The sequence below is a fragment of the Bordetella tumulicola genome, assembly GCF_054779135.1.
Genome location: NZ_BAAGYU010000010.1, coordinates 99,081 through 114,791, shown reverse-complemented (window position 1 = coordinate 114,791; position 15,711 = coordinate 99,081). Strand labels below are relative to the sequence as shown.

The window sequence follows — 15,711 nt, the reverse complement described above, 5'->3', positions numbered from 1 at the left end:
AGGCAAATGATGAATGCTTCCAAAACAGAGACCCGCCTGGGACTGACCGTGACGCTAGCCGTTGCCGCATTTTTGATCGGGCCGGTCGTACTATCGATCCTGGCCGGCCTGACCAAGAACTACTTTGTGGGCCTGTCCAGTGGGCTGACCCTGCGTTGGGTGGAGCAGGTCTGGTCGCTCTATTCCGATACCATCTGGCGTTCGTTCACGGTGGCCCTGCTGACACTGGTCATCTGCACGCTGACAGGTGTACCCGCCGCGTGGGTACTTACCCTGCATCAGGGTCGCCTCGCACGCGCGCTCGAAGAACTGTTGACCTTACCTGTAGCGGTCCCCGGCCTGGCCTCGGCACTGGCGCTGATTGTGTCGTGGGGCACCGTCGGGGGCATACGAAGCAGTATCTGGTTCATCGTTATCGGCCACGTGCTGTTCACCTTGCCCTTTATGGTGCGCGCGGCGCGCGCCAGTATGCAAGGCGCCAACCTGGCCACGCTAGATGAGGCCGCCGCCACGCTAGGCGCCACGCGCATGCAGCGCTTTATGCACATCGTCGTACCCAATGCGGCGCCAGGCATTGTCACCGGCGCCCTGACTGTCCTGACGCTTTCCATTGGCGAGTTCAATTTGACCTGGCTGCTGCACACCCCATTGACCAAGACGCTGCCCGTCGGCCTGGCCGATAGCTACGCCTCGATGCGCCTGGAAGTCGCGTCGGCCTACACCCTGGTCTTTCTGTTGATGCTGATCCCGCTATTGGTTGGCCTGCAATGGCTGGCCGTCCGGGGCGAGCGCTCAACGCAACCTCCGTCACTCGGGACCTCGTCATCATGACTGACCCTGTTGCCATTACCCTCAAGGACTGCGCCAAGACGTGGCCTAATGGAACACGTGCCCTGCACTCCATTGATCTACACGTACAAGGCGGTGAAACCGTGGCATTGCTAGGCCCGTCAGGCTGCGGCAAGACGACCCTGCTGCGCCTGATCTGTGGTCTCGAGGACGCCGACGCCGGTGCGTCGATTCGCTTTGGCAATGAGGAAGTCTCATCACTGTCGCCCGAGGCCCGCAAGGTCGGTGTCGTCTTCCAAAGCTATGCGCTGTTCCCCAATATGTCGGTCGCCGAAAATATCGCCTATGGCTTGCGCGTGCGCAATGTCAGTGCGAGCGAGCGTGCACGGCGTGCCCGCGAGTTGCTGGAACTGATGCGCCTGGAGGCTTATGCTGATAGGCGTATTGATCAATTATCCGGGGGCCAACGCCAACGCGTCGCGCTGGCCCGTGCACTGGCAATCAAGCCGCGTGTGCTGCTGCTTGACGAACCGCTGACCGCGCTGGACGCCAAATTGCGCGAACATCTGCGTGTCGAGCTGGCGCAGATGCTGCGCGAATTACACATCACCACCGTGATCGTCACCCACGATCAGGAGGAAGCCATGGTGCTGGGGGATCGCATTGCGATCATGTCGGCGGGAAAGCTGGAGCAAGTCGGGTCGGCCGAATCGTTGTATCGCGAGCCGGCCAGCGATTTTGTCGCGGAGTTTCTGGGTACGTTATGTCGCGTTCGCGCCAGATTGCATGACGGCGTCCTGGTGTCGGGAGATGAGGCGCTCGCGTTCCGTCCCCACGAGGCACGACTCGAAGCGCCGCGCGCAAACGCATTGCCCGCCCGTGTGTGCGCGCGCTTTTTTCTCGGAAGTTCGGTCCGTTATGAGATCGAACTGGATGATGGTCAGCGCTTTCCGGTAGTGGCGCCCTCGCACAGTATCCACGCGACGGGGGACACGGTCAGCGTGGCGCTGACACGACCCATCGCTGCACCTGCGTCGAACGCAGCCCCTCATTTGTGATCCTTATCTCAACGTCTCATCATGCTCATCGCACAAATCACAGACTTGCATATCCGCATGCCGGGCCAAAAGGCTTATCGCGTCGTCGAAACGGATCAGTATCTGCCCCCCGCCATCGAAACGTTGAATCGCCTGGATCCGGCCCCCGCCCTGGTTGTCATTAGCGGCGACTTGACGGATTTTGGTCGCCCCAAGGAGTATGCCCATCTGAAGCGCATGCTCGAGAGTCTGCGCATGCCGTACTTGCTCATGCCAGGCAATCACGACGCCCGCGACGCACTGGTGGCGACGTTTCCCGAACATTCGTATCTACAGGGTGCGGACGGCTTTGTTCAATACGCAATAGAAGAGCATCCTTTGCGCCTGTTGATGCTGGATACAGTTGTTCCGACGCAAAGCCACGGCGAATTATGCGAAAAGCGACTCGGCTGGCTGCGTCAACGGCTAGCGGAGCAACCCGGGCGTCCGACCGCAATCTTCATGCATCATCCGCCGTTTATCACGGGCATTGCCCACATGGACGACATCGGCTTGCTATCGGGCGCTCCCGAACTGGAGAAAATTGTCGCTGCGCATCCCAACGTGGAACGCATCTTGTGCGGTCACTTGCACCGCACCATTTTTCAACGCTTTGGCGGCGCTATCGCCTCGACATGCCCGAGTCCCGCGCATCAGGTAGCACTGGATTTACGGCCGGACGGACCCTCGGCATTTGTCATGGAACCCCCCGGTTTTCATCTGCATGAATGGCGTAATAACGTGCTTGTCACGCATCATGCGTATATCGGTGCCTATCCCGGCCCTTATCCATTTCACGAAGAAGGCGGCGTCTTGATCGACGAGTAGCGACAGGCCGAATTGACACTGCCATGTCATGTTTGCGCTGCAAAATGAAAAGGTTTTCATTGTGGTCCAGAATAAGACTCTCGCACTTCAGTTCGGTAGCGCTACGGCCATCTGACACACACGCTTGATTATGTCTACGCTCACCTTGAAAGACCTGACGAAACAGTACGGCGATGCAGCTGCCATTGAAGGGGTCAGCTTTACCGCGCCCACGGGCAGCTTCACGGTGTTGCTTGGCCCCTCGGGTTGCGGAAAATCAACGACCCTGCGCATGATCGCGGGGTTGGATACGCCAACATCGGGCCAGATTCATATCGGTGATCGCGATGTCACGCATCTGCCACCATCGCAACGCCGCATCTCGATGGTGTTTCAGTCGTATGCGTTGTTTCCGCATCTGTCGGTGCGAGAAAATATTCTATTCGGCCTGAAAGTTCGCAAAGAACCCGCAGCAGGCTATGCACGACGCCTCAAGCGCGTGTCGGACCTGCTGGGGCTATCCGCGCTGCTGGATCGCAAGCCATCACAACTCTCGGGTGGACAGCAACAACGCGTGGCCCTGGGCCGCGCGGTGATTTCGGATGCACCGGTGTGCCTGATGGATGAGCCGCTGTCGAATCTGGATGCGCAGTTGCGTCACGACATGCGGCGCGAGATTCGCGCCTTGCAACAATCGCTCGGCATCACCATGGTGTATGTCACACACGACCAGACCGAGGCTATGAGCATGGCGGATCAAGTCGTGCTGCTGCGCAACGGGCGAATCGAACAACGGGATACGCCAGATGGGCTTTATGCGCATCCCGCGACCGAATTCACGGCGCGCTTTATCGGTACGCCGCCCATGAATCTGATCGATTTGGCAGCGCCCGGCACCGACCGCGGCATTGCCGGTACGCAGGGATTGCCGGTGACAGGGACGCCAGCCGAGGCCAGGCGCCTAGGTATCCGTCCCGAACATATACACATCGACGACAACGGCCAGCCTGCCGTCGTCGAAAGCGTCGAATACTTTGGCGCGGATTCTATTGTGGTGTGCCGCATCGGCACCTGCAGTGGCGTCGCCGTGCGCGTGCCAGGACATTTGCGCGCCAACGCGGGCGACGCATTAAAGCTGGCGTGGCAACCCGAACATCAGCATTTTTTCGCCGCGGATGCGGCGGTGATTTCCCCCTCTGGGCGCTCAAGCGCCGATTCTCTGTCCATTTAGGAAAGCCATCATGCGACGCACCGCTCTCAAGGCCCTTGCAGCCAGCCTGGCTGGCGCCTTTTTTTCGTTGCCCGCCTTCGCGCAGGCCAAACCTGTCGAAGTCGAGTTCTATTACCCCGTCGCCGTGGGCGGTCCGATTACCAAGATCGTGGACGATATGGTCGCCGCGTTCGAAAAGGACAACCCCGACATCGACATCAAGCCCATCTACGCCGGGACTTATCAGGATTCGATCGCCAAGGCATTGACGGCGCTCAAGGGCGGCACGCCGCCCCAGTTGGCCGTGCTGCTGTCGACCGACATGTTCACGCTGATCGATGAAGACGCCATCACGCCAATCGATAGTCTGGCCAAATCCGACGCGGACAAAAAATGGCTGGGCGGTTTTTACGACGCGTTCATGCAAAACAGCCGCACGGGCGACCACGTGTGGGGCGTGCCGTTTCAGCGCTCGACCATTGTGATGTACTACAACAAAGATCTGTTCAAAGCTGCAGGCCTGGATCCGGAACGCGCACCCGCCACCTGGGACGAACTGGTCACATACGGCAAGAAGCTCACCAAGAAGGACGCCTCGGGCAATGTTTCTCAATGGGGCCTGGAGATTCCGTCGGGCGGCGCGTTTGCTTATTGGCTGTTCCAGGCGTTAACCACACCCAATGACGCAATCTTGATGAATGAAGCCGGCAACGAAGTCTATCTGGACAAACCCGGCGTCATCGAAGCCGCGCAGTTCTGGAATGATCTCTCGGCCAAACATGGCATCATGCCGCGCGGCACGATCGACTGGGGTACCACACCCAAAGATTTTCTCGAAAAGAAAGCGGCCATGGTCTGGACGACGACAGGCAACCTGACCAACATTCGCAAGAACGCCGATTTCCCGTTTGGCGTAGCCATGATGCCCAAGGCCAAGCGCGGTGGCAGCCCCACGGGCGGTGGCAATTTCTACATCTTCAAAAGCGGCACGCCTGAACAACAAGCCGCCGCACTGAAGTTCTCGCAATGGGCCACCTCGCCGGAACGCGCGGCGGACTGGAGCATTGCGACCGGTTACGTGGCAGTGACCCCCGCTGCCTGGGAAACCGACAAGATGAAGAAGTATGCCGAGGAAGTCCCCGCCGCCACGGTAGCGCGTGACCAATTGGAGGTCAGCGTGGCCGAGTTCTCGACGCACGAAAACCAGCGCGTGACGAAAACACTGAACGATGCGCTGCAGGCCATGCTGACGGGTTCGAAGACGCCGCAGCAAGCCTTGAGCGATGCACAGCGCGAGGCTGATCGCGTCCTGCGCGCGTATCGTTAATCAGGGCATCGTGCGATGACCAGATCCATGCAAGCCCTCTATGCCTGGCTACTGTTGTTGCCAGCAGTGGTGTTGCTGGCCGCGTTCACGCACTATCCCGCACTGGCCACACTGTGGCACAGCTTTTTCTCTACCCCGCGAGGCAGCCGGCCGGCACGCTTCGTGGGGCTCGAGAACTATGCCCTGATGATTGACGACCCCGTGTTCTGGCAAGCGCTGTGGAACAACCTGTGGTTTGCGTTGGGCACGATCCCGACCTCTATCGCGATTGCGCTCATCATGGCCCTGTGGGTCAACCGCAATCTGGCGGGCCGCGGCTTTCTGCGCATGGCGTACTTCACGCCCACCGTCTTGCCGATGGTCGCCGTCGCCAATATCTGGCTGTTTTTCTACACACCGCAGTACGGCCTGATTGCGCAAGTGCTGCAGATATTTGGTGTCTCCAGCCCCAACTGGCTGGGCTCTCGCGAGACTGCATTACCGGCCCTGATGCTGGTCACCATCTGGAAAGAGTCGGGCTTTTTCATGATTTTTTATCTGGCCGCGTTGCAAACGGTATCGCCGTCATTGCGCGAGGCCGCATTGCTTGAGGGCGCGTCACGCTGGCAGTACTTTCGCCGGATATTGTGGCCACTGTTGATGCCTACGACCTTGTTCGTCCTGGTCAACGCGTTGATCAATGCGTTCCGCCTGGTCGATCATGTGGTGGTCATGACGCGTGGCGGACCGGATAACGCCAGCACCTTATTGCTGTACTACATCTTTCAAGTGGGCTTTAGTTTCTGGGACACCTCGTATGCGGCTACGTTGACCGTCGTGCTGTTGGTGATCCTAGCCATCACCGCGCTAGTGAAGTTTCGCTGGCTTGATCGAAAGACACACTATCAATGACCCAAAAACTCGACACTCTGGGTGCCTGGCTGCTGGGCCTGTTGTGGATTCTGCCGCTGGCTTATGCCCTGTGGGCGGCATTCCATCCGCCAGCCTACGCCACCCGTTTCGAGCTGCTGGCGCCATTGACCCTGGAGAACTTCAGCCGGGCCTGGCATGCCGCGCCATTTCCGCGCTACTTCCTCAACACTTTTTTGCTGGTCACCATGGTGTTGGTCGCGCAATTAGTCCTGTCGACGCTGGCGGGCTATGCCTTTGCACGCTTTGAATTCCGCGGCCGCGACCTGCTGTTCATGTTGGTGCTATTGCAATTGATGATCATGCCCGACGTGCTGCTGGTCGAAAACTATCGCTCGATGAACCTGCTGGGTGTGCGCGACACCGTGTTCGCGATAGGCCTGCCATATTTTGCCTCGGCGTTCGGGATATTTTTGCTGCGGCAAACCTTCAAAACGGTCCCACGCGAACTAGAAGAGGCCGCCCGCGTCGAAGGCGCCGGCCCGCTGCAAATACTGATGAAGGTCTACGTGCCACTCGCCAAGCCGATCTACGTCGCCTATGGACTGGTTTCGGTCAGCCACCATTGGAATAACTTCTTGTGGCCCCTGATCATTACCAACTCAGTAGAGTCACGGCCGCTCACAGTAGGCTTGCAGGTGTTTTCGTCCACCGACCAGGGCATCGACTGGTCGGTGATCACAGCGGCCACGCTACTTTCCGCCGCACCGCTGCTGATTGGCTTCCTGCTCTTTCAACGCCAATTCGTGCAGTCATTCATGCGCGCGGGGATACGCTAGGGTCTGCACGGATCGATGCTACGTCGCATGGGCAGGTCGCCCGGGCGGGGTCGGTCGATATCAATACCCGACGGATAGCCCCGGCAGATCAACGATAATACGCGCCTTGTCCAGGGCCAGGGCGGCATGCTGGGCAAACTCCTGGCTTTCCTTGGCATCGGACGACAGGGTTTCATAGCCGAGTGCGTCCGCCACGCCCATGATTTTGTCCAGCAAGAGCACCTTGCCACTGGGCCGCAGGGGTTCACAGCCCAGAGTGTCCCAGGCCGCCTCGAACCAGTCGCGCGCATCGCTCGCCGCCTGAGGAGACGGCGCCACATCGACGGACAGGTCGACGCTGCGGCGGGCATCAAAAATGACAGTCACATCGCTGCGCATATCGAGTCTCCGGACATTACCAACCCTTGGTGGCTTCCCAAGTGACGTCGACGCCGTCCTCTAACGAGCGGCGCATCATGTCCACCAGCGGGTAAGCCCGCTGATGTAACTCAACCGTCTGGGCCATCGGTGCCACCGGCTTGTCGTCGTCTGATTTGTCGTCTTCTTCGGGGCGACCGTGATGGGCCTCGGTCTTGATCGCCGCCTCGATACCCGCAATGGCAGCAGGCAGTTGCTCGGGCGTGAATACGCCGCGCTCGGGAACGTCGTCGCTAAACGATTTACCCGCAGCGCGCAGCAACTGGGCGGCATGGACCGACAGCATCAACACTTCGGCGACAGTTTTGGAGTGAAATTTGATCAGCATATTGAGACTTTCCACAAAGGACGATTCTATACACTACCGCAATGTGCCTGACAGCGCCAATGGCAAGTTGCGAGACAAAAGCATGTCCCTCAGAACGCCGCGGCCGGCTAACCACCGTCACATTGCCGTTACACGGGGAAAACACATCAAATCACGCTATGATCTAGGGTATTCCTGTAACTGCCACAATAAAAGATGGGCGGGCGTGCATCAACCGGCACATCGCCTCCTGCAAGGCCTATTTGACCCTCCTGAAATGGGTATCCGGCATATGCAGACTGGCCTCTCGTCACTGGCACTTAACACTTTCTGCTGATTTCTCTCATGCTCCCAGAGCAACAACAACAACTCATCTCGCTGATTCACGCGGCTGTCGCGCGCTGCCTACCCGATGCTCAGGCCGAGGTACTACTGGAGCGCCCCAAGGTGGCCGCGCACGGTGATATCGCGACCAACGTGGCGATGCAACTGGCCAAACCGGCTCGCCGCAACCCACGCGAATTGGCCCAGGGCATCGTCGACGCCCTGATGGCCGAAACCTCCGCGCGAGCGCTGATCGAAAGCGCCGAGATCGCGGGCCCCGGGTTCATCAATTTCCGTATCACAGCCTCCGCTCGGCAAGCCGTTATCCAGGCCGTGGCCGATCAAGGCGAAGCCTATGGACGCACTCCCGGCCAGGGCGAGAAAGTGCTGGTCGAATTCGTTTCGGCCAACCCGACCGGTCCCCTGCATGTCGGCCATGCCCGCCAGGCCGCGCTGGGCGATGCAATCTGCCGCCTGTATGCGGCCACGGGTTGGGATGTCACCCGCGAGTTCTACTACAACGACGCTGGCAACCAGATCCGGAATCTGGCGATCAGCGTCCAAGCGCGTGCGCGCGGCATCGGCCCGGAGTCTGCGGACTATCCCGCCGACGGCTACAAAGGTGACTACATCGCCGATATCGCACAAGACTTCGTCGCCGGTAAAACGCTGCAGTCTGATGGCCAGACCATCACGGCGACGGGCGACATCGACAATCTGGACGACATTCGCATCTTTGCCGTCGCGTACTTGCGCCGAGAACAAGACCTGGATCTACAAGCGTTCGGCCTGGCTTTCGATAACTACTATCTCGAAAGCTCGCTGTACACGTCGGGTCGCGTGGAACAAACCGTGCAGGCCCTGATCGCGAAGGGCCACACCTACGAAGACGGCGGCGCGCTATGGTTGCGCACCACCGAGTTGGGTACGGGTGACGATAAGGACCGCGTCATGCGCAAAAGCGAGGGCGGCTATACGTATTTTGTGCCCGATGTGGCTTACCACAAGGCCAAGTGGGAACGCGGCTTTCATCGGGCCGTCAATATTCAAGGCAGCGATCACCACGGCACCGTGGCACGCGTGCGCGCCGGCCTGCAGGCCCTCGAAGAGGGCATCCCCAAAGACTATCCCTCGTATGTCCTGCACAAGATGGTCAAGGTCATGCGCGGCGGCGAAGAGGTCAAGATATCCAAGCGTGCCGGCAGCTACGTCACCCTGCGCGATCTGATCGACTGGGTGGGCCGCGATGCGGTGCGCTACTTCCTGATCCAGCGCCGCGCCGATACGGAATTCGTCTTCGATGTTGACCTGGCGTTGTCCAAGAGCGACGAAAACCCGGTGTATTACATCCAATATGCCCACGCCCGTATCTGCTCGATGATCGTCAACGCCGGGGCCGACGACGCCCGCATCGCACAGGCAGATACGGCTTTGTTGACCGCTCCCTCCGAGTTCGTGCTGATGCAACGCTTGGCCGGGTTCCCGCAAGTTGTGGCGCTGGCCGCTCAGGAATTATCACCGCACCATATCGCGTTCTGGCTACGCGATTGCGCCTCTGACTTCCACGCCTGGTATAACGCTGAACGTGTTCTGGTCGACGACGAACCCCTCAAATTGGCCCGCCTGCGCCTCGCCGCCACCACGCGGCAGGTGCTGGCCAACGGCCTCGCGCTGCTGGGCGTCTCGGCCCCGCAACGAATGTAAACAGCTTCATGGCAACTAAACGCAAATCAACCTCCCCCCAACAACGCGGCAGCACGATGTACGGCGCACTGACCGGACTGCTTATCGGCCTGGTCATCGCGGCAGTGGTGGCGTTCTACGTCACCAAGGCGCCTGTGCCCTTTGTCGATCGGACCGGCCGCGACCCCGCGCGCACAGCGGAACCGGATCCGCGCCAAGCGCCTGATCCTAATTTGGGTCTGTACGGGCGAGACGGCGCGGCAGGCACTCCTCCCACCGGCCCAACGGCAACCACTCCCGCGCCGCTGCCCAATTTGGCGCAAACTGCCCCGCCCCCCGTACCGGGCGCGCCGGCCGATAACAAGTCCCCTGACGAGCTCGGCGCCCTGATTGCCACGTTGCCACGCGTCAGCAGTGGCGAGCCAGCCACTGCACGTACACCCGCGCCCGCACCTGTCGCACCAAAGGCTGCGGCCTCAGCGAATGGCAAATACTTTTTGCAGGCCGGTGCTTATCGTAGTGTCGAGGACGCCGACGCCCTGAAAGCCCGCATCCTGCTGCTGGGTCTGCCCGCGGCGATACAGCGCGCCCAAGTCAATGGCATGCAAATCAACCGCGTGCGGGTCGGCCCGTTCGCGCGGCTGGACGACATGAACCGCGCTCGAACCCAGCTCGGCGAGAACAAAATCGAGTCGGCCGTGGTCCGACAACAATAACCCGGCGTTATCGCTATTGTTACCATGCATGCGATAGCCCACGGCTTGGCCCAGGAACTTATCTCCGGTACAACCTGTCTGTCACCGTAATCTTTTACTCAGGAATACGCCCAATGCAGTTCTCCATGCTTACCCGCCTCGTCGCCGCCGCCGCATTGGCCGCCTCCACCTTGTTCGCCCCTGTCAGCCACGCCCAGGGCAGCCAGCAATACATCGCGGTCAATCCGCCCTTGCCGTCGGACACCCCGGGCAAAATCGAGGTCCTGGAGTTCTTTGCCTATACCTGCCCGCACTGCGCCACCATCGAACCCATGGTGGAAAAATGGGCAAAAACGGCACCGGCCGACGTCGTGCTTAAACAGGTTCCGATTGCTTTTAACGCCAGCATGAAGCCGCTGCAGCAGTTGTACTACACACTACAGGCGCTGAACCGGCCCGATCTGCACGGCAAGGTGTTTACCGCCATGCACGTCGAGCGAAAACGCCTGTTTGACCAGAAAGCCATGAGCGACTGGGTCGCGGAACAAGGCGTCAAGCGCGAAGAGTTCGATGCGATGTTTGATTCGTTTACGGTGAAAACCCAGGTGCAGCGCGCCGATCAATTGGCCCAGGCCTACAACATCGACGGCACCCCGACTTTCAGCGTGGGAGGCAAGTTCATCACTTCGCCCAGTCTGGCCGGCAATAGCTACGAAGGCGCACTGAAAGAGGTCGATCGACTGATTCCGATGGCGCGCAATCAATAATCTTGCGCCGGGCCGCCGCGGGATTCTCGGGCGGCCCGGAATGTCTTAGCCTGCGTGATCTAGTGCTTGCGTCAGGTCCGCGATCAGATCCGCGGGATTTTCCAGGCCGATGTGCATCCGCACCAGGGCGTGCTCGCCACCGGCCCAGTATTTATGACGTGCGAGTTCGCCGCGCGTCACCCACTGCACCAGGCTCTCAAAGCCGCCCCACGAGAACCCGATCCCGAATAGCCGCAACGCGTCAACAAAGCGACGGGAGGCCTCGGGCGACAAGCGCAGCTCGACGGCCAGCATGCCATTAGAGCCAGTGCAATCCCGTTGCCACAGCGCATGGCCCGCATCGTCCCGCCAGGCGGGATGATAGATGCGCGCCACTTCGGGGCGCCCCGCCAGGAACTCGCATACCTGCAACGCATTGTGCGCGTGCTGCGTCATGCGGATGGGCAAAGTACGCACACCTCGCAGAGCCAGCCAGGCATCATCGGCACTGATCGAATATCCCATGGCGTACTGCGCACGATTGATACGCTGTGCCAGGTCTGCATCATTGGTCACGACGGCCCCCAACATCAGGTCGGAATGGCCGCCAACGTACTTAGTGCCGGCCACCACAGAGACCTGGGCGCCCAGGGCCAGGGGACGATAGATGTAGCCCGATCCCCAGGTATTGTCGCAAGCCAACACTAAATCATGACGCCGGGCAAAATGCGCCAGCGCCGGGAGATCCAGCATCTGAAATAGCAGCGACCCCGGAGACTCGACGTACAGCATCCGGGTGTTGGGTCGTACCAAAGATTCCAGATCATCATCGGCCGAGAAGTAGGTGATCTCGATGTTCAGCCGTTTGAGCACGGCAGCCTCTAGCTCATACACCGGGCCATACACACAATCGGCCACCAGCGCGTGATCGCCGGCAGACAGCAGCGACAACATCACCATGGTGATGCCTGCCATGCCCGAAGACGCCAGATAGGCATGCGTGCCACCTTCGAGCTCACAGAACACCTGCTCCAGCGCCGCGTGCGTGTCCAGGCCCATGCGTCCATAGGTCGCGGCACGCTGACCCGCTGCCTTGCGACGCTGCGTGGCTTCGAGCGCGTCCAGGCTCTCAAAACGTACCGTACTGGCTCGCATGGACGGCAAATTCACCGGGGCGGAGCCCGTCTGCGAGTTGAAGGGCGCCGTGGCAGTGTGCTGCAACAAGGTGTCGATATGCGGAACGGGATCTTTGGCCATAGGGGTACGATAAAATTTGGCAAAAAACAGTCGGAACCCCGATATTAGGAGATTCGCCTTATCTATGCCGACTTGTCGCGTGCTTCGCGGATGATATCCGACACGCAGATGGGCGACGTTGATGGCAAACCGCGTCGAACCGATTGCCCGGTTCGACAGGCCGCAGTACCCTTGAAACCCGCTCTGACCGGATGGCGCGCACCGCCCGCCCCTGCATCATGCTGCCCTTTGATACGCTGCTTGCTTTCTTCGGAATCGCGATTGTGCTGGCCCTGACACCCGGGCCCGACAATTTGTTCGTCTTGATGCAATCTGCCTTGTGGGGACGATCAGCCGGCATGTGCGTCGTCCTTGGACTGTGCACCGGTGTATTGGGGCATACCGCGGCCGTCGCGATTGGCCTGGCGGCAATTTTTGCGACATCTACGTACGCCTTTACCATCCTGAAACTGGCAGGCGCGGCCTACTTGGCCTATCTGGCCTGGCAAGCACTACGGGCACGCGGCAGCCCCGTCGGCGCTGAACGTCCCACCGCGATGGCGCCCGGCGCGCTCTACCGGCGCGGCGTCATCATGAGCCTGACCAATCCCAAGGTGCTGTTGTTTTTCTTTGCTTTTCTACCGCAATTCACGTCACCCAAGCCCGAATACGGGTCAGTGGGCCTGCAAACGGCCGTATTGGGCGTGATATTCATGGTCGCCGCACTATTGATTTTCAGTACGATCGCGTTCTTTTCCGGCGCCTTTGGGCAATTGCTGCAACGCTCGCCCACGGCAACCCGCTGGTTGAACCGCGTAACGGGAGTCGTGTTTCTGGGGCTGGCCATCCGCTTGGCGACAGCCAGCCGCTAAGCTCAACGCGCAGTGAATCTGATGATCCCGTCTTCGCCCGTCTGACGGATCAGCTTGCCCTCAAAGTACAGAGTATGCAAATGCGCCAATGCCTCGCCCATGGCGAAGGTCAGTTGGTGCAGATCGAGTTTGCGCTTGAACAGCACCGGCACGATGTCCGCCGTCGATTGGGGTTGCGCACAAGCCTCCAGCACCTCGGCCAGACGATCGGCATGGTGTTGATGCTGCTGGGCAATGCGCTCGTGCAACCCCTTGAACGGACGTCCGTGCGAGGGCAGCACCAACGTATCGGCTGGCAGGTCGGCGTAATCATCCAGCGAACGCAGATACAAGAACAAGGGGTCGGACTCCGGCTCGTAGGCGAAGACACTGACGTTGGTCGAAATACGCGGCAGCACCATATCGCCCGAGATTAAAACTGCCAGATCCGGGCTATAGAGCGAGACATGCTCGGGCGCATGCCCGTATCCCACAATGACACGCCAATCATGGCCGCCGATGGCGACTTGGTCCCCATGTAGCACACGGATGTATTCGCTGGGCATGGACGGCACCAGATTGGGGTAATAGCCTGCCCGAGCACGGATCTGCTCCAGCGCCTCGACGTCGGTCAACCCATGTCGCGAGAAATGATCGACGCCCGCTTGCCCGTTCGGCCCGCCCCCGGTTGCTTGCGATGACCACAACACGGCGGTCATGTAGTCGGTCATGCTCATCCACAGCGGCGCATTCCAGCGCTCGCAGAGCCAATGCGCCAGGCCAACATGATCGGGATGCATATGCGTCACGATCACCCTCAGCACCGGCAGCCCTTCCAGCTCATTGGTAAAAACCTGATCCCACAACGTGCGGACCTCGTCACGACTGATGCCACAGTCAACAATAGTCCAACCCTGGCGGCCGTCTATCTCATCGCGCAGCAGCCACAAATTGATGTGGTCCAACGCAAAGGGCAACGGCATGCGGATCCATTTCACGCCCGGGGCGACCTCTTGGGCAAAACCGGGTTCAGGTTGTCCATCCCCCCACGGATACTGCAATTGATGCTCGTTGGGATTCATAGGGAATATCTCGATTAGGCTGTTGAACAGGATGAATGATGAAGAGCACGCTTGACGATTGTTCCAGACCATCATAATTTACGTTTACGTAAACTGCCAAACCTCGCATGCCACCGACCTGGACCATTTCCGAGCTCTCCCGCGAGTTCGACATCACGCCACGCACGATCCGCTTCTATGAAGATCAGGGGATCGTCAGTCCAACGCGTGATGGCCGCAACCGTGTGTACAGCCCGCGGGACCGTACCCGCCTGAAACTGGCGCTAAGGGGCAAGCGGTTAGGGCTGCAACTCTCGGAAATTCGCGCGCTGATCGACATGTATGACAGCCCGAGCGACAACGCGATGCAATTGCGCCAGTACCTGGACGTGCTGACCAAACACCGTACCGCATTGGAACAACAGCGCCGCGACATCGAGGACACCCTGTCCGAAATCACAGAGCAGGAACGGCAGTGCCACTTGCTACTGAGACAGAAGCCGTGACCCTGCTGCATACGCTGGGGTTGTACGCCCTGACCGCATTGGCCGAGATCGTCGGGTGTTATCTGCCCTATCTGTGGCTCAAACAGGGCTATTCCGCATGGCTGCTGCTGCCGGCGGCGTTAAGCTTGGCGCTGTTTGTCTGGTTATTGACCTTGCACCCCACGGCGTCAGGCCGCGTCTACGCCGCCTATGGCGGCGTGTACGTCAGCGCGGCGCTACTGTGGCTATGGGCGGTGGATGGCGTACGTCCCGCCCTGACGGATTGGGCGGGTGTCGGCCTGTGCCTGGCCGGCATGGCCTTGATCATGACGGGACCGCGCACAGCGTAGTCTGAAGACACTACGCGCCTGCGGATTATCCACCACAGTCCCACCGTTTACGGATGTTTACGCGATCCGTCTGGGTAGTACTGAGCTTGCTCGGTCGTCGCCCCGCTAGCATCGAAGGTCTTGCTGGAAAGCTTCGCACCATTGGGCCCGTAGGTAGTCTCATGAGTCAGTTTGCCTGCCTCATCGTATTGGCGATGCACCCCTACAGGGCGAAACTGCCCCTGGAATACGCCTGAGGATTGCAATATCCCTTGATCAGAAAACCGTTCCACGTACGAACCTGGCACACCGTCGGGCTCATGGATGGACTGATCGATCCGCTTTTCCTTGATTTTGCCGTTCATGTACCAAAGCGTGGCGTTCATCTCCTGGCCTGCCAGAAATTCCTGCTCACGCACGGGCGTGCCATTGTCCAGCCACTCACGTTCAGTGGCCTGAATTGTCTTGGTACCGCCCCGCGAGACCTCGCGCTCAGTAACCTCATAAATCAGCGTGCCGTTGCGGGCATATTCCTTGGTCTGATGACCGCCGTCGATCTGCTTGGTCACGCTTTGGCCCGCTAGATCGGGATTGGACTCCGCATGGGATAACCCGGGCAGACAGGCAAGAACCCACACAAGCAGAAAACCCAACAGGCGTGTCATCAGATGCTCCAAAGT

At 59.8% G+C, this 15,711-nt stretch carries 18 protein-coding genes; 13 read left to right on the top strand and 5 right to left on the bottom strand.

Annotated features, from left to right (window positions below):
- The first annotated feature begins 9 nt into the window (after nt 1-9).
- The 7 genes from ACYVDM_RS17765 to ACYVDM_RS17735 all read left to right on the top strand — a co-directional run bounded on the left by ACYVDM_RS17765 (nt 10) and on the right by ACYVDM_RS17735 (nt 6,897).
- Nucleotides 10-831, top strand: a complete 822-nt coding sequence (locus ACYVDM_RS17765) for an ABC transporter permease (RefSeq protein WP_415788831.1) — start codon at nt 10-12, stop codon at nt 829-831.
- Nucleotides 828-1,847, top strand: a complete 1,020-nt coding sequence (locus tag ACYVDM_RS17760; RefSeq protein ID WP_415787262.1) for an ABC transporter ATP-binding protein — start codon at nt 828-830, stop codon at nt 1,845-1,847. The genes ACYVDM_RS17765 and ACYVDM_RS17760 overlap by 4 nt, the downstream gene beginning before the upstream one ends.
- Before the next feature lie 21 nt (nt 1,848-1,868).
- Nucleotides 1,869-2,693 carry a phosphodiesterase gene (locus ACYVDM_RS17755; RefSeq protein WP_415787260.1) on the top strand — a complete coding sequence of 275 codons (825 nt, stop codon included), beginning with the start codon at nt 1,869-1,871 and terminating at the stop codon, nt 2,691-2,693.
- A gap of 130 nt (nt 2,694-2,823) precedes the next feature.
- A complete protein-coding gene (locus ACYVDM_RS17750; protein WP_415787258.1) occupies nt 2,824-3,903 on the top strand; it encodes an ABC transporter ATP-binding protein in 1,080 nt (359 codons plus the stop codon).
- Nucleotides 3,904-3,913: 10 nt separating this feature from the next.
- On the top strand, nt 3,914-5,209 hold the full coding sequence (locus tag ACYVDM_RS17745) for an ABC transporter substrate-binding protein (protein ID WP_415787256.1): 1,296 nt from the start codon (nt 3,914-3,916) through the stop codon (nt 5,207-5,209).
- 15 nt (nt 5,210-5,224) lie between these two features.
- Nucleotides 5,225-6,100, top strand: a complete 876-nt coding sequence (locus tag ACYVDM_RS17740; protein ID WP_415787254.1) for a carbohydrate ABC transporter permease — start codon at nt 5,225-5,227, stop codon at nt 6,098-6,100.
- Nucleotides 6,097-6,897 carry a carbohydrate ABC transporter permease gene (locus tag ACYVDM_RS17735; protein ID WP_415787252.1) on the top strand — a complete coding sequence of 267 codons (801 nt, stop codon included), beginning with the start codon at nt 6,097-6,099 and terminating at the stop codon, nt 6,895-6,897. Before ACYVDM_RS17740 ends, ACYVDM_RS17735 begins: the two co-directional genes overlap by 4 nt.
- Before the next feature lie 60 nt (nt 6,898-6,957).
- Here the strand turns inward: ACYVDM_RS17735 and ACYVDM_RS17730 are convergent, their stop codons facing one another.
- On the bottom strand, nt 6,958-7,275 hold the full coding sequence (locus tag ACYVDM_RS17730) for a hypothetical protein (protein ID WP_415787250.1): 318 nt from the start codon (nt 7,273-7,275) through the stop codon (nt 6,958-6,960).
- A gap of 16 nt (nt 7,276-7,291) precedes the next feature.
- A complete protein-coding gene (locus ACYVDM_RS17725; protein WP_415787248.1) occupies nt 7,292-7,642 on the bottom strand; it encodes a DUF1840 domain-containing protein in 351 nt (116 codons plus the stop codon).
- Nucleotides 7,643-7,966: 324 nt separating this feature from the next.
- Between ACYVDM_RS17725 and argS the strand changes: the two genes are divergently transcribed.
- From argS to ACYVDM_RS17710, 3 genes are all read left to right on the top strand, one after another.
- Nucleotides 7,967-9,649: an arginine--tRNA ligase gene (gene argS, locus ACYVDM_RS17720; RefSeq protein WP_415787246.1), complete on the top strand. Its 1,683-nt coding sequence runs from the start codon at nt 7,967-7,969 to the stop codon at nt 9,647-9,649.
- An 8-nt stretch (nt 9,650-9,657) separates the two neighbouring features.
- Nucleotides 9,658-10,344, top strand: coding sequence for an SPOR domain-containing protein (locus ACYVDM_RS17715; RefSeq protein ID WP_415787244.1), 687 nt, complete (start codon nt 9,658-9,660; stop codon nt 10,342-10,344).
- A gap of 113 nt (nt 10,345-10,457) precedes the next feature.
- The gene (locus ACYVDM_RS17710) at nt 10,458-11,090 is read left to right on the top strand and encodes a thiol:disulfide interchange protein DsbA/DsbL (protein WP_415787242.1); all 633 of its coding nucleotides are present in this window, start codon (nt 10,458-10,460) and stop codon (nt 11,088-11,090) included.
- A 45-nt stretch (nt 11,091-11,135) separates the two neighbouring features.
- On the opposite strand, the gene metC is transcribed toward ACYVDM_RS17710, so the two are convergent.
- On the bottom strand, nt 11,136-12,326 hold the full coding sequence (metC, locus tag ACYVDM_RS17705) for a cystathionine beta-lyase (RefSeq protein WP_415787240.1): 1,191 nt from the start codon (nt 12,324-12,326) through the stop codon (nt 11,136-11,138).
- Between the two features lie 218 nt (nt 12,327-12,544).
- On the opposite strand from metC, the gene ACYVDM_RS17700 reads away from it, so the two are divergent.
- Nucleotides 12,545-13,177, top strand: a complete 633-nt coding sequence (locus ACYVDM_RS17700; RefSeq protein WP_415788829.1) for a LysE family translocator — start codon at nt 12,545-12,547, stop codon at nt 13,175-13,177.
- Nucleotides 13,178-13,179: 2 nt separating this feature from the next.
- Here ACYVDM_RS17700 and ACYVDM_RS17695 read toward each other — a convergent pair whose 3' ends face one another.
- Complete coding sequence (locus ACYVDM_RS17695) at nt 13,180-14,238, bottom strand: MBL fold metallo-hydrolase (protein ID WP_415787238.1); 1,059 nt, start codon at nt 14,236-14,238, stop codon at nt 13,180-13,182.
- Between the two features lie 107 nt (nt 14,239-14,345).
- Here ACYVDM_RS17695 and ACYVDM_RS17690 point away from each other — a divergent pair, with 107 nt between their 5' ends.
- Together ACYVDM_RS17690 and ACYVDM_RS17685 are read left to right on the top strand one after the other, a co-directional pair.
- Nucleotides 14,346-14,723 (top strand): MerR family transcriptional regulator, encoded by a 378-nt coding sequence (locus ACYVDM_RS17690; RefSeq protein ID WP_415787236.1) that lies wholly within the window; start codon nt 14,346-14,348, stop codon nt 14,721-14,723.
- Entirely contained in the window at nt 14,720-15,052 is a 333-nt protein-coding gene (locus tag ACYVDM_RS17685) for a YnfA family protein (protein WP_415788827.1), read from the top strand. The genes ACYVDM_RS17690 and ACYVDM_RS17685 overlap by 4 nt, the downstream gene beginning before the upstream one ends.
- 47 nt (nt 15,053-15,099) lie before the next feature.
- Here ACYVDM_RS17685 and ACYVDM_RS17680 read toward each other — a convergent pair whose 3' ends face one another.
- Nucleotides 15,100-15,696, bottom strand: coding sequence for a toxin-antitoxin system YwqK family antitoxin (locus ACYVDM_RS17680; RefSeq protein ID WP_415787234.1), 597 nt, complete (start codon nt 15,694-15,696; stop codon nt 15,100-15,102).
- Nucleotides 15,697-15,711: the final 15 nt, after the last annotated feature.